This window comes from Streptomyces sp. NPDC103540 (assembly GCF_055584445.1).
The window spans coordinates 200852-227185 of the sequence record NZ_JBVJMA010000011.1; the positions used below are offsets into that span (position 1 = coordinate 200852).

The following is a 26334-nucleotide window of genomic DNA, read 5'->3' on the forward strand; positions in this document are numbered from 1 at the left end:
CGGGAGGGCGTCGCGGGCGACCGTGGCGCCATGACAGTCAGCGCACGCGCCATGGCCGCGGCCACGCCCGCCTCCCGGGACCGCTACGTCGACCTGCTGCGGGTCCTCTCCCTCGCCACGGTCGTGCTCGGTCACTGGCTGATGGCCGCGGTCGGCGCCGACGGCATAGGGAACCTGCTCGCGCTCGTCCCGCCGCTCCAGGTCCTCACCTGGGGGTTGCAGGTCATGCCGGTGTTCTTCTTCGTCGGCGGGTTCTCGCACGCCCTGTCGTACCGTTCGACGGAGCGTCGCGCCGAGGGCCGGCCCGTCTACGCCGCCTTCCTGCGGGCGCGGCTGCGCCGACTGCTGGGGCCCACGCTGGTCTTCGTCCTCGTGTGGACGGCCGGCGCGCTCCTCGTGCAGCTCGCCGGCGCGGACGACGGCCGGCTGGCCGGGGCCGCGCTGCGCATGGTCACGCAGCCGCTGTGGTTCATCGGGATCTACCTGGCGATGGTCGCCCTCACCCCGCCGATGCTGAGGCTGCACGCCCGCCACGGCTGGGCGGCCTTCGCGGCCCTGGCGGGCGCGGCCGCGCTGGTCGACGTCCTGCGGTTCGCCTACGGGGTCCCGTACGTGGAGTTCCTGAACTTCGCCCTGGTGTGGCTCGCCGTGCACCAGCTCGGCTTCCTGCGCGCCGACGGGCGCCTGCGCCGGCCCGCGCTCCTGGCGGTCGCCGGTCTCGCCGGCGCCGTGGTGCTCGTCGCCCTCGGCCCGTATCCGCTGTCCATGGTCGGGATGCCGGGGGAGAAGGTCTCCAACATGGCCCCGCCCACGCTGGCCCTGCTGTGCCACGGCGTGTGGCTGGTGGGCGCCGTGCAGCTCCTCGCCCGGCCCGCCGGGGCGTGGCTGGAGCGGCCGCGGGTGTGGCGGGGCGTCGTGGTCGCGAACGGGGTCGCGATGACCGCCTTCCTGTGGCACCTCACTGCCATGCTGGGCGTGTACGCCGCCCAGCTCGCCCTGGGTCTCGCCCTGCCCGAGCCGGCCACCGCCGGCTGGTGGGCGCAGGTGCCCGTACGGATCCTGCTCGCGGCGGCCCTGACCGCGCTGCTCGTGGCCTGCTTCCGGCGCTTCGAGAACCCCGTCCACCGGGACCGGCGCACCTCCGCCCCCACCCCCGGTCGCGGGTCGGGTGCCGGCTCGGGTCGCGGTTCCGTCGCCGCCGTCGGGGTGACCCTGTGCCTCCTGGGGATCCTGGGCCTGTCCATGACCGGACTCGGCGGCCTGCTGGAGGGGCACAGCGCCACCCTGATCGCCTTCCCGATCACCGCGCCGGTGGCGATCGCGATGGCGGTCGGCGGCCGGCTCCTGGTGGAACGGTCGGGGCCCCGCGCGGAGGGTTAGGCTGAGGGGCTGATCCACACCCCTTCCCTGGAGCGCGTCTGATGGCCGTCAATCTGGTCAATGTCGAGGCAGTCAGCAAGGTGTACGGCACCCGTACCCTGCTCGACGGCATCTCCCTCGGCGTGTCCGAGGGGGACCGGATCGGTGTCGTCGGCCGCAACGGCGACGGCAAGACCACCCTGATCCGCATGCTGGCCAAGCTGGAGGAACCCGACACGGGCCGGGTCACCCAGAACGGCGGCCTGCGCATGGGCGTGCTCACCCAGCACGACTCGCTCGACCCCCGGTCCACGATCCGCCACGAGATCATCGGCGACATGGCCGACCACGAGTGGGCCGGCAACTCCAAGATCCGTGACGTGCTCACCGGTCTCTTCGGCGGCCTCGACCTGCCCGGCTTCGGCCAGGGCCTCGACACCGTCATCGGCCCGCTGTCCGGTGGCGAGCGCCGCCGCATCGCCCTGGCCAAGCTCCTCATCGCCGACCAGGACCTGCTCGTCCTCGACGAGCCCACCAACCACCTCGACGTCGAGGGCATCTCCTGGCTGGCCGGCCACCTCCAGACCCGTCGCTCGGCCCTGGTGTGCGTCACCCACGACCGCTGGTTCCTCGACCAGGTCTGCACCCGTATGTGGGACGTCCAGAGGGGTGACGTCTTCGAGTACGAGGGCGGCTACAGCGACTACGTCTTCGCACGCGCCGAACGCGAGCGGATCGCCGCCACCGAAGAGGTCAAGCGGCAGAACCTGATGCGCAAGGAGCTGGCCTGGCTGCGCCGCGGCGCCCCGGCCCGCACCTCCAAGCCGCGCTACCGCATCGAGGCGGCGAACGAGCTGATCGCCGACGTGCCGCCGCCGCGCGACAAGTCCGAGCTGATGCGCTTCGCCAACGCCCGCCTGGGCAAGACGGTCTTCGACCTGGAGGACGTGACCGTCCAGGCCGGGCCCAAGACCCTCCTCAAGCACCTCACCTGGCACCTGGGACCCGGTGACCGCGTCGGTCTCGTCGGCGTCAACGGCGCGGGCAAGACCTCCCTGCTGCGGGCCCTCGCCGAGGCCGCCCGCACCCAGGGCGAGACCCAGCCGGCGGCCGGCGAGATCACCGTCGGCAAGACCGTCAGGCTCGCCTACCTCTCGCAGGAGGTCGGCGAACTCGACCCCTCGCTGCGCGTCCTGGAGGCCGTCCAGCGCGTCCGCGACCGGGTCGACCTCGGCAAGGGCCGCGAGATGACGGCGGGCCAGCTGTGCGAGCAGTTCGGCTTCACCAAGGAGAAGCAGTGGACGCCCGTCGGCGACCTCTCCGGCGGCGAGCGGCGTCGCCTTCAGATCCTGCGCCTGCTGATGGACGAGCCGAACGTCCTGTTCCTCGACGAGCCCACCAACGACCTCGACATCGAGACCCTGACCCAGCTGGAGGACCTCCTCGACGGCTGGCCCGGCTCGATGATCGTGATCTCCCACGACCGGTTCTTCATCGAGCGCACCACCGACACGGTGATGGCGCTCCTCGGGGACGCCACCCTGCGGATGCTGCCGCGCGGTCTCGACGAGTACCTGGAGCGCCGGCAGCGGATGATCGAGGCGGCGGCCCCGGCGCCCGCCCCGGCCGCCGCGAAGACGTCCTCCTCGGGCGACTCGCGCGCCGCGAAGAAGGAGCTCCAGAAGATCGAGCGGCAGCTCAACAAGATGTCGGACCGCGAGTCGAACCTGCACGCGCAGATCGCCGAGAACTCCACCGACTACGACAAGGTCGCCAAGCTCGACGCGGAGCTGCGCGAACTCATCGCGGAGCGGGACGAATTGGAGATGCGCTGGCTGGAACTGGCCGAGGAGGCCTGATTTCCGGCGCCCCGGAGCGTCCGCGAGGACGTCGAGGGGCGTGATAACGGCCGCGTCACGGGCCGGTCCGACCTTGGGAACAGGGGTGCGACCGGCCCGTCGCATGTCGGCCACCAGTGATAGAAAGGTTCGGTTCTTCTCGACCCCCGTGCCCTTTCCGATCACGCCGAAGCCGAAGGTATGCGCTGATGACCGAGCCGCCCCAGCCGCCGAACCAGCCGCCCACGCCTTCCGGTTACGGCCACCTGCCGGGTCCGCCCCAGCAGGGTTACGGCTTCCCGCCGCAGGGCGCCAACCCGTACGCGCAGCCGCAGCCGCCGACGGTGCCGATGGCCCAGCAGCAGGGCGGTTACGGCTTCCCGCCTCCCGGTACGCCGCCCGGCATGCCCCCGGGTCCGCCGGTTCCCGGCGCTCAGGGCGGCCCCGGTGGTCCGGGCGCCGGCCGGCGCAAGACCACCGTCGTGATCGCCGCGGCCGTCGCGGGCGTCCTCGTCCTGGGCACCGGGGCCTGGTTCGCCTTCGGCGACTCCGGCTCCGACAAGCCGGTCGCGCAGGCTCCGGCCTCCGCCGACCCGCAGCCGTCCGCCTCCCCGAGCGTCGACAAGGGCGACGGCAAGGGCGGCAACGGCTCCGTCGAACAGACCGACCTCAACGCCGGCCGCAAGCCCGGCGAGGACAAGGTGCTGTGGCTGAAGACGGCCGCCCTCCAGGGCCCCGGCGCCGGCATCCCGACCAAGGGCATGTGGGTGCTCGGCGACACCGTCATCAAGACGGTCGACAAATCGATCGTCGGTTACGCGGTCACCGACGCCAAGGAGAAGTGGAAGCTCGACCTCAAGGCGGAGATCTGCGGGATGACCGACCAGATCACGCCCGACGGCAGGACCGTCGTCATGGTCCAGGACGGCGGCGAGGGCGCCAACGCCAACTGCAACCAGATCAAGCTCGTCGACCTGAAGGCCGGCAAGGAGGTCTGGACGAAGCTGCTGGAGAAGGAAGGCATCTTCGACGGCGACATCAACGCCGACGTCACCCTCACCGGTGACACCGTCGCCTTCAACCGGATGGGCGGCACCAGCGCCTACCGGATCAGCACCGGCGACAAGCTGTTCGCCGGCAAGGACGTCAAGGAGGGCTGCCGCCCGGACCGGTACGCCGCCGGCAACGGCCGGATGCTCGGCTTCTCCTACTGCGCCGACGCGGACCGCACCGTCGAGATCCAGGACGCCGACCCGGTCACCGGCAAGAAGACCTGGTCCTACAAGCTGCCCAAGGGCTACGACGTCGCGGGCGTCTACTCCGTCTCCCCGCCCGTCCTCGACCTGCGCGACCGCGACGCGAACAAGCGCGCCGTCCTCGCGCTGACCGACACGGGACAGAAGCGCGCCAGCATGGACGCCCAGGGCTCCTTCGAGATCAACTGCGGTGTCGGCAGCAGTGAGGACCTCCAGGCCTGCGGCACCTCCGCCGTCGACGGGGACACGCTCTACCTCAACACGACCACGGACAACGGCAAGAACAACGAGGTCGTCGCCTTCGACATCGGCTCCGGCAAGGTCAAGTGGCGCCACGCGGCCGGTGAGAAGAAGAGCATCTTCAACCTGAGCGCCGGCAACGGCCAGGTGACCGCCTACCGCCTGGGCGCCTACAACGAACCCGGCGAGATCGTCTCCCTGGCGGCGGCCGGGGGCGCGCCCAAGACGCTCCTGAAGCTGCCCTCGGGACCGGCCGCGAAGATCGAGAGCTCCTTCATGTTCTCCCGGCGGGCCTACGTGGACGGGCGCTTCTTCCTGTCCGTCACCGATCTGACCGCCAACGGCAAGGACGAGAAGCTCCTCATGGCCTTCGGCAAGTGAACGAGCCCACCGAGTCCGCCGCGCCGACCGAGCCCACCACGCCGACCCAGTCCGCCGAGTCCACCGCGCCGACCGAGCCGACCACCGCGCCGCCCACCGAGAGGCAGTACACCCCCCGATGAGTACCCCGAGCACCCCGCCGCCCCCCGGGCAGCCCCCGAACCAGCCGCCCTCCGGCGGTTTCGGCGGGCCCCCGCCGGCGCCGCCCGCCGGTGGCTTCGGCGGCCCCACCCCGACGCCGCCCGCGCAGCCGCCCATGCCGCCGGCCGCGCCCCCCGTCCCGCCGACGGTCCCGCAGCCGACGGCGCAGCCCGCGTACGGCTACCCGCAGGACCAGCCCGGCTACGGCTACCCGCAGCAGCCGGCCACGGTGCAGGCCCCGCCGGTGCCGCCGGGCGGCGGTACGTCGGGCGGCGGCGGTGACAAGCGCACCCAGCTGATGATCGTCGGCGCGGCGCTGCTGTCCATGGTCCTGATCGTCGGCGCCGGCTTCTGGTACGTCTCCGGCGAGGAGTCCGGTACCGACCGGCCCTCCGCCGACGGCGGTCCGAGCGGCGCGCCCGACGGGGACAAGCCCCCGGCCGGCGCGCCCGGCACCGAGAAGGTCCCGGCGAACCCCAAGTCGAAGACGCTGGTCAACGTGCCGAGCCCGACGCCGGCCGAAGTGATCTCCGTGGACGGCTCCTGGCTGACCGACACCACCTACATCAAGTCGGACATCGGCAAGGTCGTCGGCTACAACCTCGTCGACGGCGGCAAGAAGTGGGAGACCCCGCTCCCCGCCAACGTCTGCGGCGCGACCAAGCACATCAGCGACAACAAGTCGGCCATCCTCTTCGAGGAGGGCCCGCCGACCGAGCAGCAGAAGTACCCCCAGTGCACCCAGGTCGGCGTCATCGACCTGAACACCGGCAAGCTGCTGTGGTCCGCCTCCGCGAAGTCGGCCACCGGCGGCGACAAGCCGGTGCGGCTGAACGAGGTCACCATCAGCGGCCAGACCGTCGCCGCCGCCGGCACCAGCGGCGGCGCCGCCTGGAACCTCGCCGACGGCAAGTCGCTGTGGCTGCCCAAGGTCGACGGCGAAGGCTGCTACGACATGGGCTACGCGGGCGGCGAGGCCCTCGCCGTCCTGCGCAAGTGCGGCCGCTCGCCCAACCAGAGCCTGCTGGCGCAGGTCCTCGACCCGACCAGCGGCGCTCCGAAGTCCTCCTACAAGCTGTCCCCGGGCATCGAGTGGGCGAGCATCATCTCCACCAAGCCGCTCATCGTCGCGGCCGACGTCGGCAAGACCGCCAAGAACGCCACCGGCGTCAGCGACCTGTTCGTCGTCGACGACGCCGGTCAGCTGAAGACCCGCATCGGCCTGTCCGAGGGCAACTACGCCCCCGAGTGCCCGGCCACCGAGGTCGAGCAGTGCCGCAACATCGTCGTCGGCAACGGCAAGGTCTACCTGCCCTCGTACGAGCACCAGGGCGCGACCTCCTCCGGCCGCACCAACGAGATCGTCTCCTTCGACCTGGAGACCGGCAAGGCCACCACCGACCGCGCCGACGCCGGCGAGCGGTACACCATGTACCCGCTGCGCATGGACGGGTCGCAGATCATCGCCCACAAGCTCGCCCCCTACAACGCGGGCGGTCAGGTCGTCAGCATCGACCCGGTGACGATGAAGCAGACCCTGCTGATGCAGAACCCGGCCGAGAAGGCCAGCCAGCGGGCCGAGTCCGGCTTCTCCCTGAACCACTCGGAGTTCCGCTACCACAACGGCAAGTTCTTCATCTCGCGCACCAACGTGCGCAAGCCGTACTCCGACAACGGCGATCCGGAGTTCCTCTTCATCTCCTTCACCGCCAGCTGACGGAGCACCGTCGAACACGCGCCACGAAGCCCCCGGAAGGTCAGCCCTTCCGGGGGCTTTCGCGCGGTATCGGGCACGCTCCGTCGAACAAGCGTGTAGCTTGCCGGGTCAGAAGGATCTGGGGTGGGAGCCTTGATGGGCGTACGGGTCATGGTGGTCGACGAGCACCGGCTGCTGGCCGAGGCGCTCGCCTCGGCCCTGAAACTGCGCGGGCACCGGGTGCTCGCCGCCGCGGCACCGGCCGCGGGCGCGGCCGAACTGGTCATCAGCCGGGCCCCCGAGGTCTGTCTGTTCGGTACCGCGACCCCCGCCGAACCGGGGGTGTTCGAGCCCGTCGTCCGCATCAGACGCGAACGCCCGCAGATCGCCGTCGTCGTCCTGGGACCCGTCCCGAGCCCGCGCGGGATCGCGGCCGCCTTCGCCGCCGGGGCCTGCGGCTACGTACGCCAGGACGAGCGCATCGAGGGCGTCGAGCGGGCCCTGGCCAAGGCGCGGGGCGGAGAGGTGGCCATCTCCCCGCCGCTGCTCCAGGCGGCCTTCGCCGAACTGCTCAACCCCTCCGCCCAGCCCGACGACGAGGGCAGCCGGCTGCTGCGGCTGCTCACCCCGCGCGAGGTGGAGGTGCTGGTACGGGTCGCGGAGGGCGAGGACACCCGACTCATCGCCGCCGGGATGGAGATCGCGCCGAGCACGGCCCGTACGCACGTCCAGCGGGTCCTGATGAAGCTGGGCGTGGGATCGCGCCTGGAGGCCGCCGCGCTCGCCGCCCGTACGGGGCTGCTGGAGCGGGCGGTGCTGCCGGGGCGGGAGCAGAGCGCCGAGCCGGCGCGGGACGGGGTACCGACACGGGACAGGGTACCGGCACGGGACGGGGCAGCGGCGCGCGACGGCGTGCCGCGGCAGGCGCGGCCTTCGGGCGTGTGAGACGCCCCGACCGCGAATTTCCCCGGAGGCGCGTCATCCGGTAAGCCAGTGCGTGCACGCGCGTCCGCGTGCGTCCGCGAACAGTGGGAGTGCGAGTGAGCAAGTACCTGGTCACAGGCGGCGCCGGTTACGTGGGCGGCGTCGTCGCGGCCCACCTCCTGCAGGCCGGCCACGAGGTCACCGTCCTCGACGACCTGTCCACCGGCTTCGGCGAGGGCGTACCCCCCGGCGCCCGCCTGGTCAACGGGCGCGTCCAGGACGCCGCGGCCCACCTGGACCCCTCCTACGACGCGGTGCTGCACTTCGCCGCCTCCTCGCAGGTCGGCGAGTCCGTGGTCAACCCCGGCAAGTACTGGGACAACAACGTCGGCGGCACCCTGGCGCTGCTCACCGCGATGCGGGAGGCCGGCGTGGGCACGCTCGTCTTCTCCTCCACCGCGGCCACCTACGGCGAGCCCGTCGACGGCGTGCTGACCGAGGACTCCGTCACCGCCCCCACCAACCCCTACGGCGCCTCGAAGCTGGCCGTCGACCACATGATCGCGGGGGAGTGCGCGGCGCACGGCCTCGCCGCCGTCTCCCTGCGCTACTTCAACGTGGCCGGCGCGTACGGCGGGTTCGGCGAGCGCCACGACCCCGAGACCCACCTGATCCCGCTGGTCCTCCAGGTCGCGCTGGGCGAGCGCGAGTCGATCTCGGTGTTCGGCGACGACTACCCGACCCCCGACGGCACCTGCGTACGCGACTACATCCACGTCGCCGACCTCGCGGAGGCCCACTTGTCCGCGCTGCGCGTCGCGGCCCCGGGCGAGCACCTGGTCTGCAACCTCGGCAACGGCAACGGCTTCTCGGTCCGGGAGGTCATCGAGACCGTCCGCAAGGTCACCGGCCGGGAGATCCCGGAGGTCGTCGCCCCGCGCCGGGCCGGCGACCCGGCGGTCCTCGTCGCCTCCGCGCGCGCCGCCCACGAGCGCCTCGGCTGGACGCCGACCCGTTCCGACCTCACCCGCATCGTCACCGACGCCTGGGAGTTCGCCCGCCGCCGGCGCTGACCGCGAACGGCTCCGCACCCCGCGCCCCTCGTACTGCGGTACGGGGGGCGCGCGTGCGTGCGGCGGGCGCGGTGGTCGGGCGCCGTGCGCGGGCGCCCGGCGTGCGTACGCCGGGTGAATCGGCCTCCGTGCAACTGCCCGCGGCACGCGCCGGTCGACGTATCGCCCCCGGTATTCGCCTGACCGACGAAATCCGGCCACCCGGGCGGCTGTTGCGTACCCACCCACGGGAAAATCGCTGGAAAAACTTCTGCTATTCGGCCAACCGCGAGACGCGGGCGGCTCTACGCTGATGCGTGACACCGGTGGGGGCCGGTGTTGATTCAGGGGTCGAGACACGCCGGGTACGGCGTCCGGTCCGGGGTAGTTGCACAGATGTCTCGGCGGCGGCCGCGACTCCTTGTGGGCCACCTGGTCCGGGCGTCGTACCCGTAGTCGTCCGTTCCCCGACCCTTGGGGGTTTTGTGGTTCGTATCCGGGTCCTGGTGGTCGACGACCACCGCATCTTCGCCGAATCTCTGGCAGCCGCGCTCGCGGCCGAGCCCGACGTGGACGTGTCCGCGGCGGGCAGCGGTCCCGCCGCCTCGCGCTGCCTGGATCGCGCAGCGGCCGAAGGGCGCCGCTTCGACGTGCTGCTCGTCGACGCCGACCTCGGCGCGGCCGTGGCCGCCGTCGGCCTGCCGATCCAGCGCGCGCCCGGCTCCGGCCCCGTGCCGGGTCCGGGGCCCGCGCCGCCGTCCGACGGGATCGCGCTGGTCGCGGGCGTGCGCGCGGCCCATCCGGGCGTCCGTACGGTGGTCCTCGCCGAGCGCGACGATCCCCGGCGGGCGGCGCTCGCCCTCCAGGCGGGGGCCTCCGGCTGGGTCGCCAAGGACTGTTCGCTGTCCCGCCTGCTGGCCGTCGTACGCGGGGTGCTGCGGGAGGAGACGCACCTGCCGCCCGCGCTGCTCACCGGGGTGCTGCGGGAGCTGACGGCCGCGCGCAAGCACCGCAGCGACAGCGAACGGCTCGTGGAGTCCCTCACGCCGCGCGAACACGAGGTGCTGCGCTGCATGGTGGCCGGGCTGGGGCGCAAGGACGTGGCCGCGCGCCTGTTCCTGTCCCCGCACACCGTCCGCACCCACATGCAGAACGTGCTGGGCAAGCTCGGCGTGCACTCGACGCTCGCCGCCGTGGCGCTGGCCCGCAGGGCGGGCGTGCGGCCGGCGGAACTAGCCGGGGATGTTGTCGAACGGAGCGGTCAACTGGCGTAGCAGTCCCGCGAGGTCGACCCGTTGGGCCGTGGAGAGCTGGGCCAGGATCGCGCGTTCCTGGGCCAGCAGCCCGGCGAGCGACTGGTCGGCGCGGTCGCGCCCCTCGGGGGTGAGCCGCACGAGTACCCCGCGCCGGTCACTGGGGTCGGGCAGGCGCTCGACCAGGCCCTTCTTGGCGAGCCGGTCGATGCGGTTCGTCATGGTGCCCGAGGTGACGAGCGTCTGCGTCAGCAGTTGGCCGGGGGAGAGCTGGTAGGGCGCTCCCGCGCGCCTCAGCGAGGTCAGGACGTCGAACTCCCACGGTTCCAGGCCGTGCTCGGAGAAGGCCAGCCTGCGGGCGCGGTCGAGGTGGCGCGCGAGCCGACTGACCCGGCTGAGCACTTCGAGCGGTTCCACGTCGAGGTCAGGGCGCTCTCGCCGCCATGCCGCGACCAGTCGGTCGACCTCGTCCTCCATGCCGATCAGTGTAAGGGGTCTGTCGATGTGAAGTCTCTTGAAGTCGAGAATCTTGACATCGAGATATAGTCTGGGCGACCATGGGGCATGGAGGGTGCCGGAAACGCTTCCGCTTCCGACCGCCCCACCAGTAGGGAGGCTCGAACATGCATTCCGACATCGCGCCGGCCGTGCCGCACCCCACGGCATTCCAGGACTCCGGCCCTTCCGCGCCCGTCTGGGACCCCCAGCAGTACCTGCGACACGCGGGTCACCGGACCCGCCCCTTCCTCGACCTGCTGACCCGGATACCCGAGCTCCCCCACGCCGCCGCGGGCGCCGACCGCTCCGCGCGCATCGCCGACCTCGGCTGCGGCCCCGGCAACGTCACGGCCCTGCTCGCCGAGCGCTGGCCCGACGCCCGCATCACCGGCTTCGACCTCTCCCCGGAGATGCTCCACCGCGCCGGTGCCGAGTACGGGGGCCCCACCCCCGGCGGGGGTCGGCTCGACTTCCGCCACGCCGACCTCGCGCACTGGATGCCCGAGGAGACCTACGACCTCATCGTCTCCAACGCCGCCCTCCAGTGGGTGCCCAGCCACCCCGGCTCCTTCGCCGCCTGGATCAACGGGCTGCGCCCCGGCGGCACCTTCGCCTTCCAGATCCCCGGCAACTTCACCGCCCCCAGCCACCGGCTGCTCGCCGAACTGTGCGACACCCCCAGGTGGCGCGACCGGCTCGCCGGGCACGGCGCCCGCTACGTCCACCTCCTCGAACCGGCCGAGTACCTCGCCCGGTTCACCGAGCTGGGATGCGCCGTGGACGTCTGGGAGACCACCTACCACCAGCTCCTCCAGGGCGCCGACCCGGTGCTCGACTGGGTCAAGGGGACGGCGCTGCGGCCCGTGCTCACCGCCCTCGGCGAGGACCACGAGGCCGTGGAGGGCTTCCTGTCCGAGTACCGGGACCTGCTGCGCCAGGCCTACCCGACGGGGCCGCGCGGCACCGTCTTCCCGTTCCGGCGGATCTTCGCCGTCGCCCGCAAGGAGGCCTGACCGTGCTGATCGCCGTCGACCACGTCCAACTCGCCGCGCCACCGGGGTCCGAGGACGGGCTGCGCGCCTACTACCGCGACGTCCTGGGCATGGCCGAGGTCCCCAAACCGCCCGTGCTCGCCGCGCGCGGTGGCTGCTGGTTCGCCGCGGGCGACGTCCGGCTGCACCTGGGGGTGGAGGAGGACTTCAGGCCGGCCCGCAAGGCGCACCCCGGGCTGAGGGTGGTCGACATCGAGGGGATCGCGCGCAGACTCCGGGAAGCCGGCGTCGCGGTCCTGTGGGACGACAACCTCCCGGGTGAGCGCCGGTTCCACACCGAGGACCCCGTCGGCAACCGGCTGGAGTTCCTGGAGGCGGTCGCGCGCTGAGCGCCTCCGCCCGACGCGACGGCGCCCCGCCACCGGACCTCCGGTGACGGGGCGCCGTCGCGTTCGGGCGCGCGGTGGTTCCCGTACGCGCGCGGGTCGCCGTACGAGCGGGTCGCCGTGCGCGCCCGCCGGCGCGCGGCGTGCCCGCCGCCCTCGCGTCCGCTCAGCTCTTGCGGTGGCCCACCAGGCGGGGCTTGGCCTCCAGGTTCTCCAGCCCGTGCCAGGCCAGGTTCACCAGGTGCGCCGCGACCTCGGCCTTCTTCGGCCGCCGCGTCTCCAGCCACCACTGCCCGGTCAGCGCCACCATCCCGACCAGCGCCTGCGCGTAGAGCGGGGCCAGCTTGGGGTCGAAGCCCCGGGCCTTGAACTCCAGCCCGAGGATGTCCTCCACCTGCGTGGCGATGTCGCTGATCAGCGAGGCGAACGTACCCGTCGACTGGGCCACGGGCGAGTCCCGGACCAGGATCCGGAAGCCGTCCGTGTAGTTCTCGATGTAGTCGAGCAGCGCGAACGCCGCCTGCTCCAGCAGCTCACGCGGGTGCCCCGCCGTCAGCGCCCCGGTCACGCCGTCCAGCAACTGGCGCATCTCGCGGTCCACGACCACCGCGTAGAGGCCCTCCTTGCCGCCGAAGTGCTCGTACACCACCGGCTTGGACACCCCGGCCTTCGCCGCGATCTCCTCCACCGAGGTGCCTTCGAACCCCTTCTCCGCGAACAGGGTGCGGCCGATGTCCAGCAGTTGCTGGCGCCGCTCGGCGCCCGTCATCCGGACCCGGCGGCCCCGCCGGGGCTTGTCGCTGCTGGAACTGCTGCCGTCGATCGCCACGTCCCCCATCATGCCGCGTTCGACGTCTTTTCCTTGCGCCGGGCGTCGATGCGCGCCTCGGACGGCCACCGCACGTCCGTGGCCCAGCCCAGCTGTTCGAACCAGCGGATCAGCCGCGCGCTGGAGTCGACCTGACCGCGCAGCACCCCGTGCCGCGCCGAAGTCGGGTCGGCGTGGTGCAGGTTGTGCCAGGACTCGCCACAGGACAGCACCGCCAGCCACCACACGTTGCCGGAGCGGTCGCGGGACTTGAACGGCCGCTTGCCCACCGCGTGACAGATCGAGTTGATGGACCACGTCACGTGGTGCAGCAGCGCCACGCGCACCAGCGAGCCCCAGAAGAAGGCGGTGAACGCGCCCCACCACGACATCGTCACCAGACCGCCGACCACCGGCGGGATCGCCAGCGAGAAGATCGTCCAGAACACGAAGTCGCGCGAGATCCGCCGGATCGCCGGGTCCTTGATCAGGTCGGGCGCGTACTTCTGCTGGTTGGTCTGCTCCTCGTCGAACAGCCAGCCGATGTGCGCCCACCACAGGCCCTTCATCAGCGCCGGCACGGTCTCGCCGAACCGCCACGGCGAGTGCGGGTCACCCTCGTGGTCGGAGTACTTGTGGTGCTTGCGGTGGTCCGCCACCCAGCGCACGAGCGGCCCCTCCACCGCCATCGAACCCATGATCGCCAGCGCGATCCGCAGCGGCCGCTTCGCCTTGAAGGAACCGTGCGTGAAGTAGCGGTGGAAGCCGATGGTGATGCCGTGGCAGGCCAGGAAGTACATGAACACCATCAGGCCGACGTCCAGCCAGCTCACCCCCCAGCCCCAGGCCAGCGGGATCGCCGCCAGCAACGCCAGGAAGGGCACGGTGATGAACAGCAGCAGCGCGATCTGCTCGACGGACCGCTTCTGCTCACCGCCGCGGGTCGCGGAGGCGTCGTCCGCCGCGCCCGGGGTCGGGGAGGACGACGAGGCGTCCTCGATGAGATCGGGACTGATGGTCATGGGGGTCCCCTGGGGGGTGAGAGTCGGCAGGTGCCGGGCCCACGGACCCTACGGATCCGTAACCTACGGCATCGTAAGTATGGCAAAGCTCCGGCACCCGGCAAGAGGACCCGCCCCCGCACCACCCCCCTGCCGCGCCCCGCGCCGGGACCGCGCCGGGACCGCGCCGCACCCCCGTCGCGACCCGCGCCGGGCCCGGACGGGCGGGCTCTGCCGGGGCACAGGTACGGGACACCTATCCTGGTGTCGTCGGACAGCGCGGTCCGCACGGGTAGTCCGGGCTGCACATCGAAGCGGCGCCGCCGCGCGCAGCCGGGAACCCACCGCCCAGTAGCGCTCGAACACTGCAAGGAGCCGCACCTGTGAGCAGTGCTGACCAGGTCCCCGCCACCCCCGCCGCACCGTCGGCGCCGACGACCTCCGCCGAGAACGCGAACGCGGAGCTGCGCGCGGACATCCGTCGCCTCGGCGACCTCCTCGGCGAGACGCTCGTACGACAGGAGGGGCAGGACCTCCTCGACCTCGTCGAGCAAGTACGCGCCCTGACCCGCACCGACGGCGAAGCCGCCGCCACGCTGCTCGGCGACACCGACCTGGAGACCGCCGCCAAGCTGGTGCGCGCCTTCTCCACCTACTTCCACCTCGCCAACGTCACCGAGCAGGTGCACCGCGGCAAGGAGCTGCGCGCCCACCGCGCCGCCGAGGGCGGCCTCCTGGCCCGCACCGCGGACATGCTGAAGGACGCCGACCCCGAGCACCTGCGCGACACGGTCCGCAACCTCAACGTCCGGCCCGTCTTCACCGCGCACCCCACCGAGGCCGCGCGCCGCAGCGTCCTGAACAAGCTGCGCCGCATCGCCGCCCTGCTGGAGGAGCCCGTCTCCGGCGCCGGCGAGCGCCGCCGCCACGACCTGCGGCTCGCCGAGAACATCGACCTCGTCTGGCAGACCGACGAGCTGCGCGTCGTGCGCCCCGAGCCGGCCGACGAGGCCCGCAACGCCATCTACTACCTCGACGAGCTGCACGCGGGCGCCGTCGGCGACGTCCTGGAGGACCTCGCCGCCGAGCTCCAGCGCGTCGGCGTCGAGCTGCCCGCGGGCACCCGTCCGCTGACCTTCGGTACCTGGATCGGCGGTGACCGCGACGGCAACCCGAACGTCACCCCCGAGGTCACCCGCGACGTCCTGATCCTCCAGCACGAGCACGGCATCACCGACGCCCTCGAACTGGTCGACTTCCTGCGCGGCCTGCTGTCGAACTCGATCCGCTACACCGGCGCCACCGAGGAGCTGCTCACCTCCCTCCAGGCGGACCTGGAGCGCCTGCCGGAGATCAGCCCCCGCTACAAGCGGCTGAACGCCGAGGAGCCGTACCGGCTCAAGGCCACCTGCATCCGCCAGAAGCTCCTCAACACCCGCGAGCGCCTCGCCAAGGGCATCCCGCACGAGGAGGGTCGCGACTACCTCGGCACCGCCGAGCTGCTCACCGACCTCACGCTGATCCAGACCAGCCTGCGCGAGCACCGCGGCGCCCTGTTCGCCGACGGCCGCATGGACCGCACCATCCGCACGCTGGCCGCCTTCGGCCTCCAGCTCGCCACCATGGACGTGCGCGAGCACGCCGACGCCCACCACCACGCCCTCGGCCAGCTCTTCGACCGGCTCGGCGAGGAGTCGTGGCGCTACGCCGACATGCCGCGCGACTACCGGCAGAAGCTGCTGGCGAAGGAGCTGCGCTCGCGCCGCCCGCTGGCCCCCACCCCGGCCCCGCTCGACGCCGCCGGCGCCAAGACCCTCGGCGTCTTCGGCGCGATCAAGGACGCCTTCGAGAAGTTCGGCCCCGAGGTCATCGAGTCGTACATCATCTCGATGTGCCAGGGCGCCGACGACGTGTTCGCCGCCGCCGTCCTCGCCCGCGAGGCCGGTCTGCTCGACCTGCACGCCGGCTGGGCCAAGATCGGCATCGTCCCGCTCCTGGAGACCACCGACGAGCTGCGCGCCGCCGACGTCATCCTCGACGAGATGCTCGCGGACCCGTCCTACCGCCGCCTGGTCTCGCTGCGCGGGGACGTGCAGGAGGTCATGCTCGGCTACTCGGACTCCTCCAAGTTCGGCGGCATCACCACCTCGCAGTGGGAGATCCACCGCGCCCAGCGCCGGCTGCGCGACGTCGCCCACCGCTACGGCGTGCGCCTGCGCCTCTTCCACGGTCGCGGCGGCACCGTCGGCCGCGGTGGCGGCCCCTCGCACGACGCGATCCTCGCCCAGCCCTGGGGCACCCTGGAGGGCGAGATCAAGGTCACCGAGCAGGGCGAGGTGATCTCCGACAAGTACCTGGTGCCGTCGCTGGCCCGGGAGAACCTGGAGCTGACCGTCGCGGCCACCCTCCAGGCCTCCGCCCTGCACACCGCTCCCCGCCAGTCCGACGACGACCTGGCCCGCTGGGACGCCGCCATGGACACCGTCTCGGACGCGGCCCACGCCGCGTACCGGGCGCTCGTCGAGGACCCGGACCTGCCGGCGTACTTCTTCGCCGCGACCCCGGTGGACCAGCTCGCCGACCTGCACCTGGGTTCCCGGCCCTCCCGCCGGCCCGACTCGGGCGCCGGCCTCGACGGCCTGCGCGCGATCCCGTGGGTGTTCGGCTGGACCCAGTCCCGCCAGATCGTCCCCGGTTGGTACGGCGTCGGTTCCGGCCTGAAGGCGCTGCGCGAGGCCGGTCAGGACGGTGCGCTGGCGGAGATGGGCGAGCGCTGGCACTTCTTCCGCAACTTCCTGTCCAACGTCGAGATGACGCTGGCCAAGACGGACCTGCGGATCGCCCGCCACTACGTCGACACGCTGGTGCCGGAGAACCTCAAGCACGTGTTCGCCCGCATCGAGGCCGAGCACGAGCTGACCGTCCGCGAGGTGCTGCGCATCACCGGCGGGGAGAAGCTGCTGGACTCCCAGCCCGTCCTCCAGCAGACCTTCGCCGTCCGCGACGCCTACCTGGACCCGATCTCCTACCTCCAGGTCTCGCTGCTGGCCCGTCAGCGTGCCGCCGCCGCCCGCGGCGAGGAGGCGGACCCGCTGCTGGGGCGCGCCCTGCTGCTGACCGTCAACGGTGTCGCCGCCGGTCTGCGCAACACCGGCTGACGCTCCCCGTACGCGCGAAGGCCCCCGCACACCCGGTCTCCCGGGGTGCGGGGGCCTTCGCGTCTCCCCGTACGGCGTACTTCGTACACTGTACGTCGTACGCCGTGCGGGGAGGTGGGCTCAGGAGTTGTACGTCGACTGCGCGCGCTCCAGGCCCTCCGCGAGGAGGCACTCCACCGCGTCGGCGGAGCGGTCCACGAACCAGTCGAGGTCCTTGCGCTCCGTGGAGGAGAAGTCCTTCAGCACGAAGTCCGCGACCTGCATGCGGCCCGGCGGGCGGCCGATGCCGCAGCGCACGCGGTGGTAGTCGGGGCCCATCGCCTTCGTCATCGACTTCAGCCCGTTGTGGCCGTTGTCCCCGCCGCCCAGCTTCAGGCGCAGGGTCGGGTAGTCGATGTCGAGTTCGTCGTGGATCGCGAGGATCCGGTCGGTGGGCACCTTGTAGAAGTCGCGCAGCGCCGTGACCGGGCCGCCCGACAGGTTCATGAACGACATGGGCTTGGCCAGCACGATCCGGCGGCTCGCCGGCCCGGGCGGGCCGATGCGGCCCTCGACGACCTGGGCCCGTGCCTTGCCGTGGGCCTTGAACCGGCCGCCGATGCGCTCGGCCAGCAGGTCCGCGACCATGAACCCGATGTTGTGGCGGTTGCCCGCGTACTCCGCGCCGGGGTTCCCGAGGCCGACGATCAGCCAGGGTGCCGCGTCGTCCGACATCAAAAGCTCCTCAATACCGTGAACGAGAACGACCGCCGTCCCGCTCCAGTGGAGCCGGACGGCGGTCGGTCGGCAACTGCTGAGGGGGTGGGGCGAGGCTCAGGCCTCGTCGCCCTCGGCGGCCTCGGCGGCCGGCTCCTCGGCCTGCGGGGCGACGACCTGCAGGACGGCGGTCTCGCCGTCGACGGCCAGGGTGGTGCCGGCCGGCAGGACCAGGTCGGAGGCGTGCACGGTGGCACCGGCCTCCAGGCCCGCGATGGAGACGGTGATCTCGGTCGGGATGTGGGTGGCCTCGGCCTCGACGGAGACGGTCGTCAGGAGGGTCTCCAGCAGGTTGCCGCCGGCGGCCAGGTCGCCCTCGGTCACGACGGGAACCTCGACGGTGACCTTCTCGCCCTTCTTGACGATGAGGAAGTCGACGTGGCTCAGGGTGCGCTTGACGGGGTGGCGCTGGACGGCCTTGGGGATGACCAGCTCGGTGCCGTCGCCCGCGATGTCCAGGGAGAGCAGGACGTTCGGGGTCTTCAGGGCCATCATCAGGCCGTGGCCCTCGACGTCGACGTGCTTCGGGGCGGTGCCGTGACCGTAGATGACACCGGGGACCAGGCCGTCGCGACGGGCCTGACGGGCGGCGCCCTTGCCGAAGTTGGTGCGCGTGGAAGCGGAAAGCTTGATCTCGGACATGCTCACTCCTCGTGGGGTGACGGAACGGACGAAAGTCACCCGGCCTGAACGGCCTGCTACGAAGAGCGCGTCGATAACGGAGCCTCCGTACCGGAAAACGGTACGGCCTCCCTCGCCGAGCAACTCACAGAGTGTACCCGGCGGGGGAGGCCGCACCAAAAGGATCTACCGGGGGCCGATCAGCCCTGCTCCTCGAAGAGGCTCGTGACCGAACCGTCCTCGAAGACCTCGCGCACCGCGCGGGCCACCATCGGGGCGATCGACAGGACCGTGATCTTGTCGAGCTCCAGGTCGGAGGGGTCCGGCAGGGTGTTCGTGAAGATGAACTCGCTGACCTTGGAGTTCTTCAGACGGTCGGCGGCCGGGCCGGAGAGGATGCCGTGCGTGGCCGTGACGATGACGTCCTCGGCGCCGTGTGCGAACAGCGCGTCGGCGGCGGCGCAGATGGTGCCACCGGTGTCGATCATGTCGTCGACCAGGACGCAGACGCGGCCCTTGACCTCACCGACGACCTCGTGGACGGTCACCTGGTTGGCGACGTCCTTGTCGCGGCGCTTGTGCACGATGGCCAGCGGCGCGTCCAGGCGGTCGCACCAGCGGTCGGCGACGCGTACGCGGCCGGCGTCCGGGGAGACGATCGTCAGCTTGGTGCGGTCGACCTTGGCGCCCACGTAGTCCGCCAGGACCGGCAGGGCCGAGAGGTGGTCGACGGGGCCGTCGAAGAAGCCCTGGATCTGGTCGGTGTGCAGGTCGACCGTGAGGATGCGGTCGGCACCCGAGGTCTTCAGCAGGTCGGCGACCAGGCGGGCCGAGATCGGCTCGCGGCCCTTGTGCTTCTTGTCCTGACGGGCGTAGCCGTAGGAGGGGATGATCACGGTGATGGAACGCGCCGACGCGCGCTTCAGCGCGTCGATCATGATCAGCTGCTCCATGATCCACTTGTTGATCGGAGCCGTGTGGCTCTGGATCAGGAAGCAGTCCGCGCCGCGAGCCGACTCCTGGAAGCGGACGTAGATCTCACCGTTCGCGAAGTCGAAAGCCTTGGTCGGCACGAGGCCGACTCCCAGCTGGTGTGCGACCTCCTCGGCCAGCTCGGGGTGGGCGCGGCCGGAGAAGAGCATCAGCTTCTTCTCGCCGGTCGTCTTGATCCCGGTCACAGCACTGTCTCCTCAGACGTGTGGAAAGCTGCTCGCCCCCGTGTGCGTCCGTCCCGCACACGGTGAGCCAGCCGAATTGCGTGCACCTATCACGGTACGCCGTCCCGGGCGTACCTGTTTCCGGTCAGTTCACCTCAACGGCGTCCGGAGTCCTCGTCGGCCGACGACTGCGCGGCCGTGGCGGCCGCGCTGCCGGGGCGCTTGCGGGCCACCCAACCCTCGATATTCCGCTGCTGGCCACGGGCCACGGCCAGGGCGCCGGGCGGCACGTCCTTGGTGATCACCGAGCCGGCGGCCGTATAGGCGCCGTCCCCGATGGTGACGGGAGCCACAAACATGTTGTCCGAACCCGTCTTGCAGTGTGAGCCGACGGTGGTGTGGTGCTTGTGCTCGCCGTCGTAGTTCACGAAGACGCTGGCCGCGCCGATGTTCGTGTACTCGCCGATGGTCGCGTCGCCGACGTACGACAGGTGGGGGACCTTGGTGCCCTCGCCGATCGTCGCGTTCTTCATCTCGACGTAGGTGCCGGCCTTCGCCTTCAGCCCCAGGTTGGTGCCGGGCCGCAGGTAGGCGAAGGGGCCCACCGAGGCGGACTCGCCGATCACCGCGCCGTCCGCCACCGTGTTGTCCACGCGGGCGCGGGCGCCCACCCGGGTGTCCTTCAGGCGGGTGTTCGGGCCGACCTCGGCCCCCTCGCCGATGTGGGTGTCGCCGATCAGCTGGGTGCCCGGGTGGATCAGGGCGTCCTGCCCGAAGGTGACGGTGACGTCCACGAAGGTGCCGGTCGGGTCCACGACGGTGACGCCCGCGAGCATCGCCCGCTCCAGCAGGCGCGCGTTCAGCAGGGCGCGCGCCTCCGCGAGCTGCACGCGGTTGTTGATGCCGAGGATCTCGCGGTGGTCGGGGCCGACGGCCGCGCCGACGCGGTGGCCGGCCTCGCGCAGGATGCCGAGGACGTCGGTGAGGTACTCCTCGCCCTGGCTGTTGTCGGTGCGGACCTTGCCGAGGGCCTCGGTCAGCAGGGCGCCGTCGAAGGCGAACACCCCGGAGTTGATCTCCGAGATGGCGCGCTGGGCTTCGGTGGCGTCCTTGTGCTCGACGATGGCGGTCACCGCGCCGGTGGCGTCGTCGCGCACGATCCGCCCGTAGCCGGTGGAGTCGGGGACCTCGGCGGTGAGCACGGTGACGGCGTTGCCGTCGGCCTCGTGGGTCGCGGTGAGGCGGGCGAGGGTGTCGCCGGTCAGCAGCGGGGTGTCCCCGCAGACGACGACGACCGTGCCGGTCACCGTGCCGCCGAGCTCTTCGAGGCCCATGCGGACGGCGTGCCCGGTGCCGTTCTGCTCGTACTGCACGGCGGTGCGGACCTCGGCGTCGACGCCGGCCAGGTGCGCGGTGACCTGCTCGCGGGCGTGGCCGACGACGACGACCAGGTGCGTGGGGTCCAGCTCGCGGGAGGCGGCGACCACGTGACCGACGAGCGAGCGCCCGCAGATCTCGTGCAGGACCTTGGGAGTGGCCGACTTCATGCGGGTGCCCTCACCCGCTGCGAGTACGACGACGGCTGCCGGGCGGGTTGCGCTCACGGGTGTGCCCTTCGGCTTCGGGGGTGGACCCGTGAAGGATAGCGGGGGCCCCGTACCGCTCAACGAACGCGGGTCCCGACCGTGGAGGTCAGGACCCGGAACCCGAACGCGCGTGTTCGGTGAGCTCCCGGAGAAGGATTCGAACCCTCATTCAATGGACCAAAACCATTTGTCCTGCCCTTAGACGATCCGGGATGGTTCGCCCTTTGAGTCCGATTTTGTTGATCGGATTCGGTTGCAGCCCCTACTATGCCGCACCGGCCGCCCCGGGCGCGACGGTATCGAGCGGCGCTTCGCCGGACCGCGATCCGTACGCTGGACGGCATGACCGATACGGGGGAAGAGACGGACGGAGCAGGGCGGGACGGGCCCTGGTGGTGGGAGAGGCGGCGGGCGGCCGCCCTGGACGTGGGACTCGCGGCACTGTCCGCCGCCGAGTGCGCGCTGGAAGGGGTGCCCTTCGCCCGGGAAGCGGGGCTCCCGGTGCCCGTCGGGGTGCTGTTCGGGCTGGTGGTGGGGGCCACGCTGCTGCTGCGCCGGCGGTGGCCCGTCGCGGTGGTGCTCATCGGCATCGGCGTCGCGCCGGCCATGATGGGCTTCCTCCTCGGCGTGGTCGGCCTCTACACCCTGGCCGCGTGCGAGGTGCCGCGGCGCGTCATCGCGACGCTGGGCTCGATGTCGCTCGCCGGGACCTTCGCGGTGACCTACCTGCGCACCCGCGGGGACGTCGAGGCCGACGGCGCGCTGGTGATCGTGCTCTCCGGGTTCATGGCGGTGGCGCTGACCGTGCCGCCCGTCCTGCTCGGGATGTACGTCGGCGCGCGGCGCCGGCTGATGGAGAGCCTCCAGGAACGCGCCGACTCGCTGGAACGCGAGCTGTCGCTGCTCGCCGACCGGGCCGAGGAACGCGCCGAGTGGGCCCGTACGGAGGAGCGCACGCGGATCGCGCGCGAGATGCACGACGTGGTGGCGCACCGGGTGTCGCTGATGGTGGTGCACGCGGCGGCCCTGCAGGCGGTGGCGGTCAAGGACCCCGCCAAGGCGGCGCGCAACGCGGCGCTGGTGGGGGACATGGGGCGGCAGGCGCTGACCGAGCTGCGGGAGATGCTCGGCGTGCTGCGGTCCGCGCCGCCCCGGCCACAGCCGGCGGCCGGGCAGACCGGGCAGACCGGGCAGGCCGGGCAGACCGGGGCGGCCGGCGTGGTCGGGGCCGCCGGGATCGCGGGGGCCGCCGGGACGGCCGTCGCGCTCGCGCCGGCCGGCGCCGAGGAGGGACCCACGCTGGACGAGCTGGACGCGCTGGTGGAGCAGTCCCGGGCGGCCGGGATGAGCGTCGAGGTGGTGGTGCAGGGGGACAGGTGCGCGTACGCGGCCGAGGTGGAGCAGACGGCGTACAGGGTGGTGCAGGAGGCGCTCACCAACTGCCACAAGCACGCCCCCGGCGCACGGGTCGTCGTACGCCTCGCCCATCGGGACGGGGAGGTCGCCACCCAGGTGGAGAACGGGCCCACGGGCGCGGACGCGCCGCGACCCGGCCTGCCGAGCGGGGGCAACGGACTCGTGGGGATGCGCGAGCGCGTCTGCGGCCTCGGCGGGGTGTTCGTGTCCGGTCCCACCGAGGCGGGCGGGTTCAAGGTGTCGGCGGTGCTGCCCGCGCGGTAGCGGTAGGGGTCGCGCGGGGCGGGGCCCCGTCCCGCGCGGCGGGTGTCAGGGGGTCGTGGTGAGGCGGGCCGGCTGGAGGCCGGTCAGCAGCAGCACCAGGGCGTCGTCGAGGCCCGCGCCGAGGTACCAGTCGCCGGTGTGGTCGATGCCGTACACGCGGCCCTCGCGGTCGATCGCGAGGTGGGAGCCGCCGTCGGCGTCGGCCCCCAGCGGGCACAGCTGCGTGGACAGCGCGCGGCCGAGGTCGGCGAAGGTGCGGGCCAGGTGCAGACCCGTCAGGGGGTCGATGCGGACCCGGGCGGGCGCTATCTGCCGGCCCGGCCCCGGCGCGGTCAGGTTCAGCCCCCCGAACTCCGCCCAGGCCTCGACGGCCGCGGGGAAGACCGTGTGCCGGTGCCCGGCGGGCGTGGTGTGGTCGCGCAGGGCGTCTGCCCAGTACTCGGCCTGCTTGATGTCCCAGCGGCCGGGCTCCCAGCCGGCGGTGCGCAGCGCGGAGTCGACGGCGCCGGTGAACCGGGTGGCCGAGGAGCGGTCGTAGGAGGCGGAGGAGGCGGTCATGGCGGCTACTCGGGGTGGGTGAGGTCGACGGGGCGTACGCCGAAGTGGGTGAGGAGCGCGTCGCAGGAACGGCAGGGGGGCGCGTAGCTGCCGTGCAGGGGGTCGCCGTCCTCGCGGATGCGGCGGGCGGTGATGCGGGAGTGCTTCAGGGAACGGCGGGCCTCGCTCGCCGTCAACGGCTTGCGGGAGGCGCGCCTGCTGCGGGCGCCCTCGACGGTGGTGAGGTGGCGGGAGAGCAGGATCGCCTCCGGACATCGCCCGGTGAAGCGTTCCCGCTGGCCGCTGGTGAGGGTATCGAGGAAGTCCTGGACCAGCGGGTGCAGGGTCGGCGGCCGGTCGGCCTTGCCGGCGGTGCCGGTCAGGGTCTCGCCGCGGACCGACAGGGCGGCGGCGACCGTGGGCAGGATGCCGTCGCGCCGGAAGCGCAGGACCGGCGGGGTGCGCGGGTCGCCCGCCCCGCTCCAGCGCAGGCGGGGATCGCCGGCGGCGGCCTCCGCGGTGCCGGCCTCCGCGCGGTCGCCGCGGGTCTTGGCCGCGGTCGCTGCCGCTGTGTGTGGTGTCGCGCCGTGTGGTGTCGCCGTGTGCATGCTCTCTTCCCTCCCGTGGCGGCGGTGGTGTCCGGTGTCGCGCACGCCCCCGTGCTGCGGGACAGCCTGTCAAATGTCGGCTGCCGTGTGGAAGCGGGGTCGAATATTCGTATCAATTCGGATGTTCCCGCCCTGTCCGCGTGTACCGGTGTCGGGGGCGGAGGAGGGTCTTGCCGGACCACATAGGCTGTGGCGAACCAGGCTGTGGTGAACCAGCCAGATCCAGCAGGGGGCTACCGCCATGACGACAGGTCGGCTCGGGCAGCAGGCCGCGCCACCCAACGCCGCTTACTCGGGGCAGGTCGTGCACTTCCCGGACCCGGTCCGGGCCGCCCGCCATCCCCACGGCGTGCGGATGGACGCGAACGGCCATCCCGACTTCTCCCGGTACGCGCGCGCGGCCGTGGAGATCGCGGAGCCCCCGGAGGGCTTCGGCGTCGACGAGCTGCGCCTGACGGACTGCGTCACCGCGAACGCGGCGATGCGGGCCGGCGGGCACCCGCTGTGGGACACGGTCGGGGCGGTGGCGACCCCGCACGGCTGGACCTGGCACCACGTGGCCGGCACGCGCCGGATGGAACTGGTGCCCGTCGAGGTCAAGGCGCTGCTGCGGCACCACGCCGGACTGGTGACGGCCCCGGTCGACCACGACAAGCGCGGGACGCGGCCCCTCCAGGAGGCGCGCCCGGTCCACCTGGGACTGCCGAAGACGGTGGTCTCGGTGACGGAGACGCAGCTCCAGGGGGTGGAGGAGGACCTCGGCTACCGACTGCCCGAGGCCTACCGCGCCTTCCTGAAGGCGGCCGGCGGCTGCGCGCCGGTGGGCGCGGGGCTCCTCGTCGAACTGGGCCTGCTCGTGGACCAGCCGTTCTTCACGGTGCGCGAGGAGGCGGCGGTCAACGACCTCGTCTACATCAACAAGTGTCTGCGGGACCACCTGACGAAGGACTACCTGTGCGTGGCCTTCGTCCAGGGCGGGCTGCTCGCGGTGAAGGTCAGGGGCGAGGGTGTCGGCTCCGTCTGGTTCTCCCCGTACGACGACGCGCGCGACCGGGACGGCTGGTCGGTGCAGGACCGGGTGGAGCGGCTCTTGCTGCCGTGCGGTGCCGATTTCGATGCCTTCCTGGAGCGCTTGGCGGGCAACCCGCCGGAGCTGGAGACGGTGGCCGGTCTGATGGTGGACGGCGGATTCGCGCGATCGGTTCCGGTCGTGGTGGAGGGTTGATCGCGCTGTGGTGACTTTCGCGCAGGCGCAGGAGCGCGCCGAGGAATGGATCAACGGGGACGTGCCCGCGTACCAGCACCGGGAGGTGCGCGTACGGGAGTTCGGACTCGGTTTCGTGCTGTGGGCGGAGGACCGCGCGGCCGGTCCCGTGTCCGGTGGCGGCCGGCAGCGGCTCGTCATCGCGCGGGACAGCGGTGAGGTCACGCTGTGGCCCGGGCTGCCCGTGGGCGAGGTGATCCGCCGTTACGAGGAGGAGTACGGGGCGTCCCCCGCCGCCGCGGAGGCCTCGGTCCCGCCGCCGCGGATCGACTCCGAGCAGACCTCCTTCATGCTGAGCCCGCCGGAGTGGCTCCAGGAGGCGGCCGACCGCGCCGGCATCCCGGGCCGGCCCGCGTCCGCGACGCCCCCGGCCGCCGGGGCGCCGTCCGCCGCACCGTCGGCCCCGCCTTCCGCCGCGCCTTCCGCCGCGCCCGAGCCGATGCCGCTGCGCCGCGAGCCGGAGCCGGCGAACGACGGGGTGCCGGTCGGGTCCACGCCGTGGGCCGGGACCGACGTCAACCCCGGCGGGGACGACGGTGCCTCCGTACCGCTGCCCGCCACCGTGTTCGCGCCGCCGCTCTCGGGCTCCGACCTGGACGACCGCCCCTCGACGCCGTCCGGGGTGGGCGCCGAGGCGAAGACCACGCTGATGGAGGGCGGCAGCCAACTGCCGCGCACCGCCGTCCACCCGGCGCTCGCCCCGTCGTCCGGGGCGGCGGAGATCGCCGAGGCACCGACGAGCCGGGCCCGGGTGTCGCGTCCCGCCGGTCCGGGCGCGGATCCGGGTACGGGCGCGCCGGCCGGCCCCGGGGTCCCGGGCGCGCCCGGCGTTCCCGGTGCTCCGGGTGGTGGTGCGGCGCAGCACGCCGCGACGATGTTGGCCGGTCCGGGTGCGGTGCCGCCGCCCGCTCCGCCGGGCCCGCCGGGTGCTCCCGCGGCGCCGCCCGCGCCCGGTGCCGCCGGCGGTGGCCTCGATCACGCCGCGACGATGTTGGCCGGTCCCGCCGTGGTGGGCCCGCCCGGTCCGCCCGGCGCTCCCGGCGCTCCCGGTGCTCCGGGTGGTGGTGCGGCGCAGCACGCCGCGACGATGTTGGCCGGTCCGGGTGCGGTGCCGCCGCCCGCTCCGCCGGGCCCGCCGGGTG

General features: G+C 72.5%; 22 protein-coding genes, 1 tRNA gene and 1 pseudogene. 14 read left to right on the forward strand and 10 right to left on the reverse strand.

The genetic code is table 11. The features are described 5' to 3' along the window. Positions 1-30: 30 nt before the first annotated feature. The 8 genes from ACZ6ZI_RS26420 to ACZ6ZI_RS26455 all read left to right on the forward strand — a co-directional run bounded on the left by ACZ6ZI_RS26420 (position 31) and on the right by ACZ6ZI_RS26455 (position 10161). Entirely contained in the window at positions 31-1380 is a 1350-nt protein-coding gene (locus ACZ6ZI_RS26420; protein WP_469524700.1) for an acyltransferase family protein, read from the forward strand. Positions 1381-1421: 41 nt separating this feature from the next. Next, positions 1422-3218 (forward strand): ABC-F family ATP-binding cassette domain-containing protein, encoded by a 1797-nt coding sequence (locus ACZ6ZI_RS26425; RefSeq protein WP_469524702.1) that lies wholly within the window; start codon positions 1422-1424, stop codon positions 3216-3218. A gap of 188 nt (positions 3219-3406) precedes the next feature. Then, the gene (locus tag ACZ6ZI_RS26430; RefSeq protein WP_469524704.1) at positions 3407-5074 is read left to right on the forward strand and encodes a PQQ-binding-like beta-propeller repeat protein; all 1668 of its coding nucleotides are present in this window, start codon (positions 3407-3409) and stop codon (positions 5072-5074) included. Beyond that, positions 5071-5196: a hypothetical protein gene (locus ACZ6ZI_RS26435; protein ID WP_469524705.1), complete on the forward strand. Its 126-nt coding sequence runs from the start codon at positions 5071-5073 to the stop codon at positions 5194-5196. Before ACZ6ZI_RS26430 ends, ACZ6ZI_RS26435 begins: the two co-directional genes overlap by 4 nt. After that, a complete protein-coding gene (locus ACZ6ZI_RS26440) occupies positions 5193-6932 on the forward strand; it encodes an outer membrane protein assembly factor BamB family protein (protein ID WP_469524707.1) in 1740 nt (579 codons plus the stop codon). Before ACZ6ZI_RS26435 ends, ACZ6ZI_RS26440 begins: the two co-directional genes overlap by 4 nt. A 135-nt stretch (positions 6933-7067) precedes the next feature. Continuing rightward, on the forward strand, positions 7068-7856 hold the full coding sequence (locus ACZ6ZI_RS26445; RefSeq protein ID WP_469524905.1) for a response regulator transcription factor: 789 nt from the start codon (positions 7068-7070) through the stop codon (positions 7854-7856). A gap of 89 nt (positions 7857-7945) precedes the next feature. Continuing rightward, positions 7946-8908 (forward strand): UDP-glucose 4-epimerase GalE, encoded by a 963-nt coding sequence (galE, locus tag ACZ6ZI_RS26450; RefSeq protein ID WP_469524710.1) that lies wholly within the window; start codon positions 7946-7948, stop codon positions 8906-8908. A gap of 464 nt (positions 8909-9372) precedes the next feature. Continuing rightward, positions 9373-10161, forward strand: coding sequence for a LuxR C-terminal-related transcriptional regulator (locus ACZ6ZI_RS26455; RefSeq protein ID WP_469524712.1), 789 nt, complete (start codon positions 9373-9375; stop codon positions 10159-10161). On the opposite strand, the gene ACZ6ZI_RS26460 is transcribed toward ACZ6ZI_RS26455, so the two are convergent. Continuing rightward, on the reverse strand, positions 10120-10617 hold the full coding sequence (locus tag ACZ6ZI_RS26460) for a MarR family winged helix-turn-helix transcriptional regulator (protein ID WP_249766361.1): 498 nt from the start codon (positions 10615-10617) through the stop codon (positions 10120-10122). The genes ACZ6ZI_RS26455 and ACZ6ZI_RS26460 overlap by 42 nt on opposite strands. A gap of 146 nt (positions 10618-10763) precedes the next feature. On the opposite strand from ACZ6ZI_RS26460, the gene ACZ6ZI_RS26465 reads away from it, so the two are divergent. Next, positions 10764-11651: a trans-aconitate 2-methyltransferase gene (locus ACZ6ZI_RS26465; RefSeq protein ID WP_469524714.1), complete on the forward strand. Its 888-nt coding sequence runs from the start codon at positions 10764-10766 to the stop codon at positions 11649-11651. A 2-nt stretch (positions 11652-11653) separates the two neighbouring features. Then, the gene (locus ACZ6ZI_RS26470; protein WP_469524717.1) at positions 11654-12019 is read left to right on the forward strand and encodes a VOC family protein; all 366 of its coding nucleotides are present in this window, start codon (positions 11654-11656) and stop codon (positions 12017-12019) included. Between the two features lie 163 nt (positions 12020-12182). On the opposite strand, the gene ACZ6ZI_RS26475 is transcribed toward ACZ6ZI_RS26470, so the two are convergent. Then, complete coding sequence (locus ACZ6ZI_RS26475) at positions 12183-12857, reverse strand: TetR/AcrR family transcriptional regulator (protein WP_363055063.1); 675 nt, start codon at positions 12855-12857, stop codon at positions 12183-12185. Beyond that, entirely contained in the window at positions 12854-13846 is a 993-nt protein-coding gene (locus tag ACZ6ZI_RS26480; RefSeq protein WP_363055062.1) for an acyl-CoA desaturase, read from the reverse strand. Before ACZ6ZI_RS26480 ends, ACZ6ZI_RS26475 begins: the two co-directional genes overlap by 4 nt. A gap of 362 nt (positions 13847-14208) precedes the next feature. On the opposite strand from ACZ6ZI_RS26480, the gene ppc reads away from it, so the two are divergent. Next, positions 14209-16983 carry a phosphoenolpyruvate carboxylase gene (gene ppc / locus ACZ6ZI_RS26485; RefSeq protein WP_469524720.1) on the forward strand — a complete coding sequence of 925 codons (2775 nt, stop codon included), beginning with the start codon at positions 14209-14211 and terminating at the stop codon, positions 16981-16983. Positions 16984-17103: 120 nt separating this feature from the next. On the opposite strand, the gene pth is transcribed toward ppc, so the two are convergent. The 5 genes from pth to ACZ6ZI_RS26510 form a co-directional block, all read right to left on the reverse strand. Continuing rightward, the gene (gene pth, locus ACZ6ZI_RS26490; protein ID WP_363055061.1) at positions 17104-17697 is read right to left on the reverse strand and encodes an aminoacyl-tRNA hydrolase; all 594 of its coding nucleotides are present in this window, start codon (positions 17695-17697) and stop codon (positions 17104-17106) included. A 99-nt stretch (positions 17698-17796) separates the two neighbouring features. After that, on the reverse strand, positions 17797-18381 hold the full coding sequence (locus ACZ6ZI_RS26495; RefSeq protein ID WP_469524722.1) for a 50S ribosomal protein L25/general stress protein Ctc: 585 nt from the start codon (positions 18379-18381) through the stop codon (positions 17797-17799). Positions 18382-18560: 179 nt separating this feature from the next. Continuing rightward, positions 18561-19538, reverse strand: coding sequence for a ribose-phosphate diphosphokinase (locus ACZ6ZI_RS26500; RefSeq protein ID WP_363055059.1), 978 nt, complete (start codon positions 19536-19538; stop codon positions 18561-18563). A 134-nt stretch (positions 19539-19672) separates the two neighbouring features. Then, a complete protein-coding gene (gene glmU, locus ACZ6ZI_RS26505; protein WP_469524724.1) occupies positions 19673-21121 on the reverse strand; it encodes a bifunctional UDP-N-acetylglucosamine diphosphorylase/glucosamine-1-phosphate N-acetyltransferase GlmU in 1449 nt (482 codons plus the stop codon). Positions 21122-21245: 124 nt separating this feature from the next. Further along, positions 21246-21316 (reverse strand) — tRNA-Gln (locus ACZ6ZI_RS26510). A 129-nt stretch (positions 21317-21445) separates the two neighbouring features. On the opposite strand from ACZ6ZI_RS26510, the gene ACZ6ZI_RS26515 reads away from it, so the two are divergent. Then, positions 21446-22783, forward strand: a complete 1338-nt coding sequence (locus ACZ6ZI_RS26515) for a sensor histidine kinase (protein ID WP_469524727.1) — start codon at positions 21446-21448, stop codon at positions 22781-22783. Positions 22784-22828: 45 nt separating this feature from the next. Here the strand turns inward: ACZ6ZI_RS26515 and ACZ6ZI_RS26520 are convergent, their stop codons facing one another. Both ACZ6ZI_RS26520 and ACZ6ZI_RS26525 read right to left on the reverse strand, forming a co-directional pair. Next, on the reverse strand, positions 22829-23341 hold the full coding sequence (locus tag ACZ6ZI_RS26520; RefSeq protein WP_469524729.1) for an SUKH-3 domain-containing protein: 513 nt from the start codon (positions 23339-23341) through the stop codon (positions 22829-22831). 5 nt (positions 23342-23346) lie between these two features. Continuing rightward, complete coding sequence (locus ACZ6ZI_RS26525; protein ID WP_469524732.1) at positions 23347-23928, reverse strand: YwqJ-related putative deaminase; 582 nt, start codon at positions 23926-23928, stop codon at positions 23347-23349. Positions 23929-24169: 241 nt separating this feature from the next. On the opposite strand from ACZ6ZI_RS26525, the gene ACZ6ZI_RS26530 reads away from it, so the two are divergent. Further along, positions 24170-25153 (forward strand): SMI1/KNR4 family protein, encoded by a 984-nt coding sequence (locus ACZ6ZI_RS26530; RefSeq protein ID WP_469524734.1) that lies wholly within the window; start codon positions 24170-24172, stop codon positions 25151-25153. Between the two features lie 7 nt (positions 25154-25160). Next, positions 25161-26334, forward strand: a pseudogene (locus tag ACZ6ZI_RS26535) (SUKH-4 family immunity protein); the annotation flags it as partial.

What these genes read in the sequence shown, in the direction of transcription:
- ACZ6ZI_RS26445 (WP_469524905.1), top strand. Translation starts at nt 7,068, where the DNA reads ATGGGCGTACGGGTCATGGTGGTCGACGAGCACCGGCTGCTGGCCGAG.
- ACZ6ZI_RS26515 (WP_469524727.1), top strand. Translation starts at nt 21,446, where the DNA reads ATGACCGATACGGGGGAAGAGACGGACGGAGCAGGGCGGGACGGGCCC.
- ACZ6ZI_RS26460 (WP_249766361.1), bottom strand. Translation starts at nt 10,617, where the DNA reads ATGGAGGACGAGGTCGACCGACTGGTCGCGGCATGGCGGCGAGAGCGC.
- ACZ6ZI_RS26495 (WP_469524722.1), bottom strand. Translation starts at nt 18,381, where the DNA reads ATGTCCGAGATCAAGCTTTCCGCTTCCACGCGCACCAACTTCGGCAAG.
- ACZ6ZI_RS26530 (WP_469524734.1), top strand. Translation starts at nt 24,170, where the DNA reads ATGACGACAGGTCGGCTCGGGCAGCAGGCCGCGCCACCCAACGCCGCT.
- pth (WP_363055061.1), bottom strand. Translation starts at nt 17,697, where the DNA reads ATGTCGGACGACGCGGCACCCTGGCTGATCGTCGGCCTCGGGAACCCC.
- ACZ6ZI_RS26425 (WP_469524702.1), top strand. Translation starts at nt 1,422, where the DNA reads ATGGCCGTCAATCTGGTCAATGTCGAGGCAGTCAGCAAGGTGTACGGC.
- ACZ6ZI_RS26440 (WP_469524707.1), top strand. Translation starts at nt 5,193, where the DNA reads ATGAGTACCCCGAGCACCCCGCCGCCCCCCGGGCAGCCCCCGAACCAG.
- ACZ6ZI_RS26420 (WP_469524700.1), top strand. Translation starts at nt 31, where the DNA reads ATGACAGTCAGCGCACGCGCCATGGCCGCGGCCACGCCCGCCTCCCGG.
- ACZ6ZI_RS26465 (WP_469524714.1), top strand. Translation starts at nt 10,764, where the DNA reads ATGCATTCCGACATCGCGCCGGCCGTGCCGCACCCCACGGCATTCCAG.
- ACZ6ZI_RS26480 (WP_363055062.1), bottom strand. Translation starts at nt 13,846, where the DNA reads ATGACCATCAGTCCCGATCTCATCGAGGACGCCTCGTCGTCCTCCCCG.
- ACZ6ZI_RS26520 (WP_469524729.1), bottom strand. Translation starts at nt 23,341, where the DNA reads ATGACCGCCTCCTCCGCCTCCTACGACCGCTCCTCGGCCACCCGGTTC.
- ACZ6ZI_RS26525 (WP_469524732.1), bottom strand. Translation starts at nt 23,928, where the DNA reads ATGCACACGGCGACACCACACGGCGCGACACCACACACAGCGGCAGCG.
- ACZ6ZI_RS26475 (WP_363055063.1), bottom strand. Translation starts at nt 12,857, where the DNA reads ATGATGGGGGACGTGGCGATCGACGGCAGCAGTTCCAGCAGCGACAAG.
- ACZ6ZI_RS26430 (WP_469524704.1), top strand. Translation starts at nt 3,407, where the DNA reads ATGACCGAGCCGCCCCAGCCGCCGAACCAGCCGCCCACGCCTTCCGGT.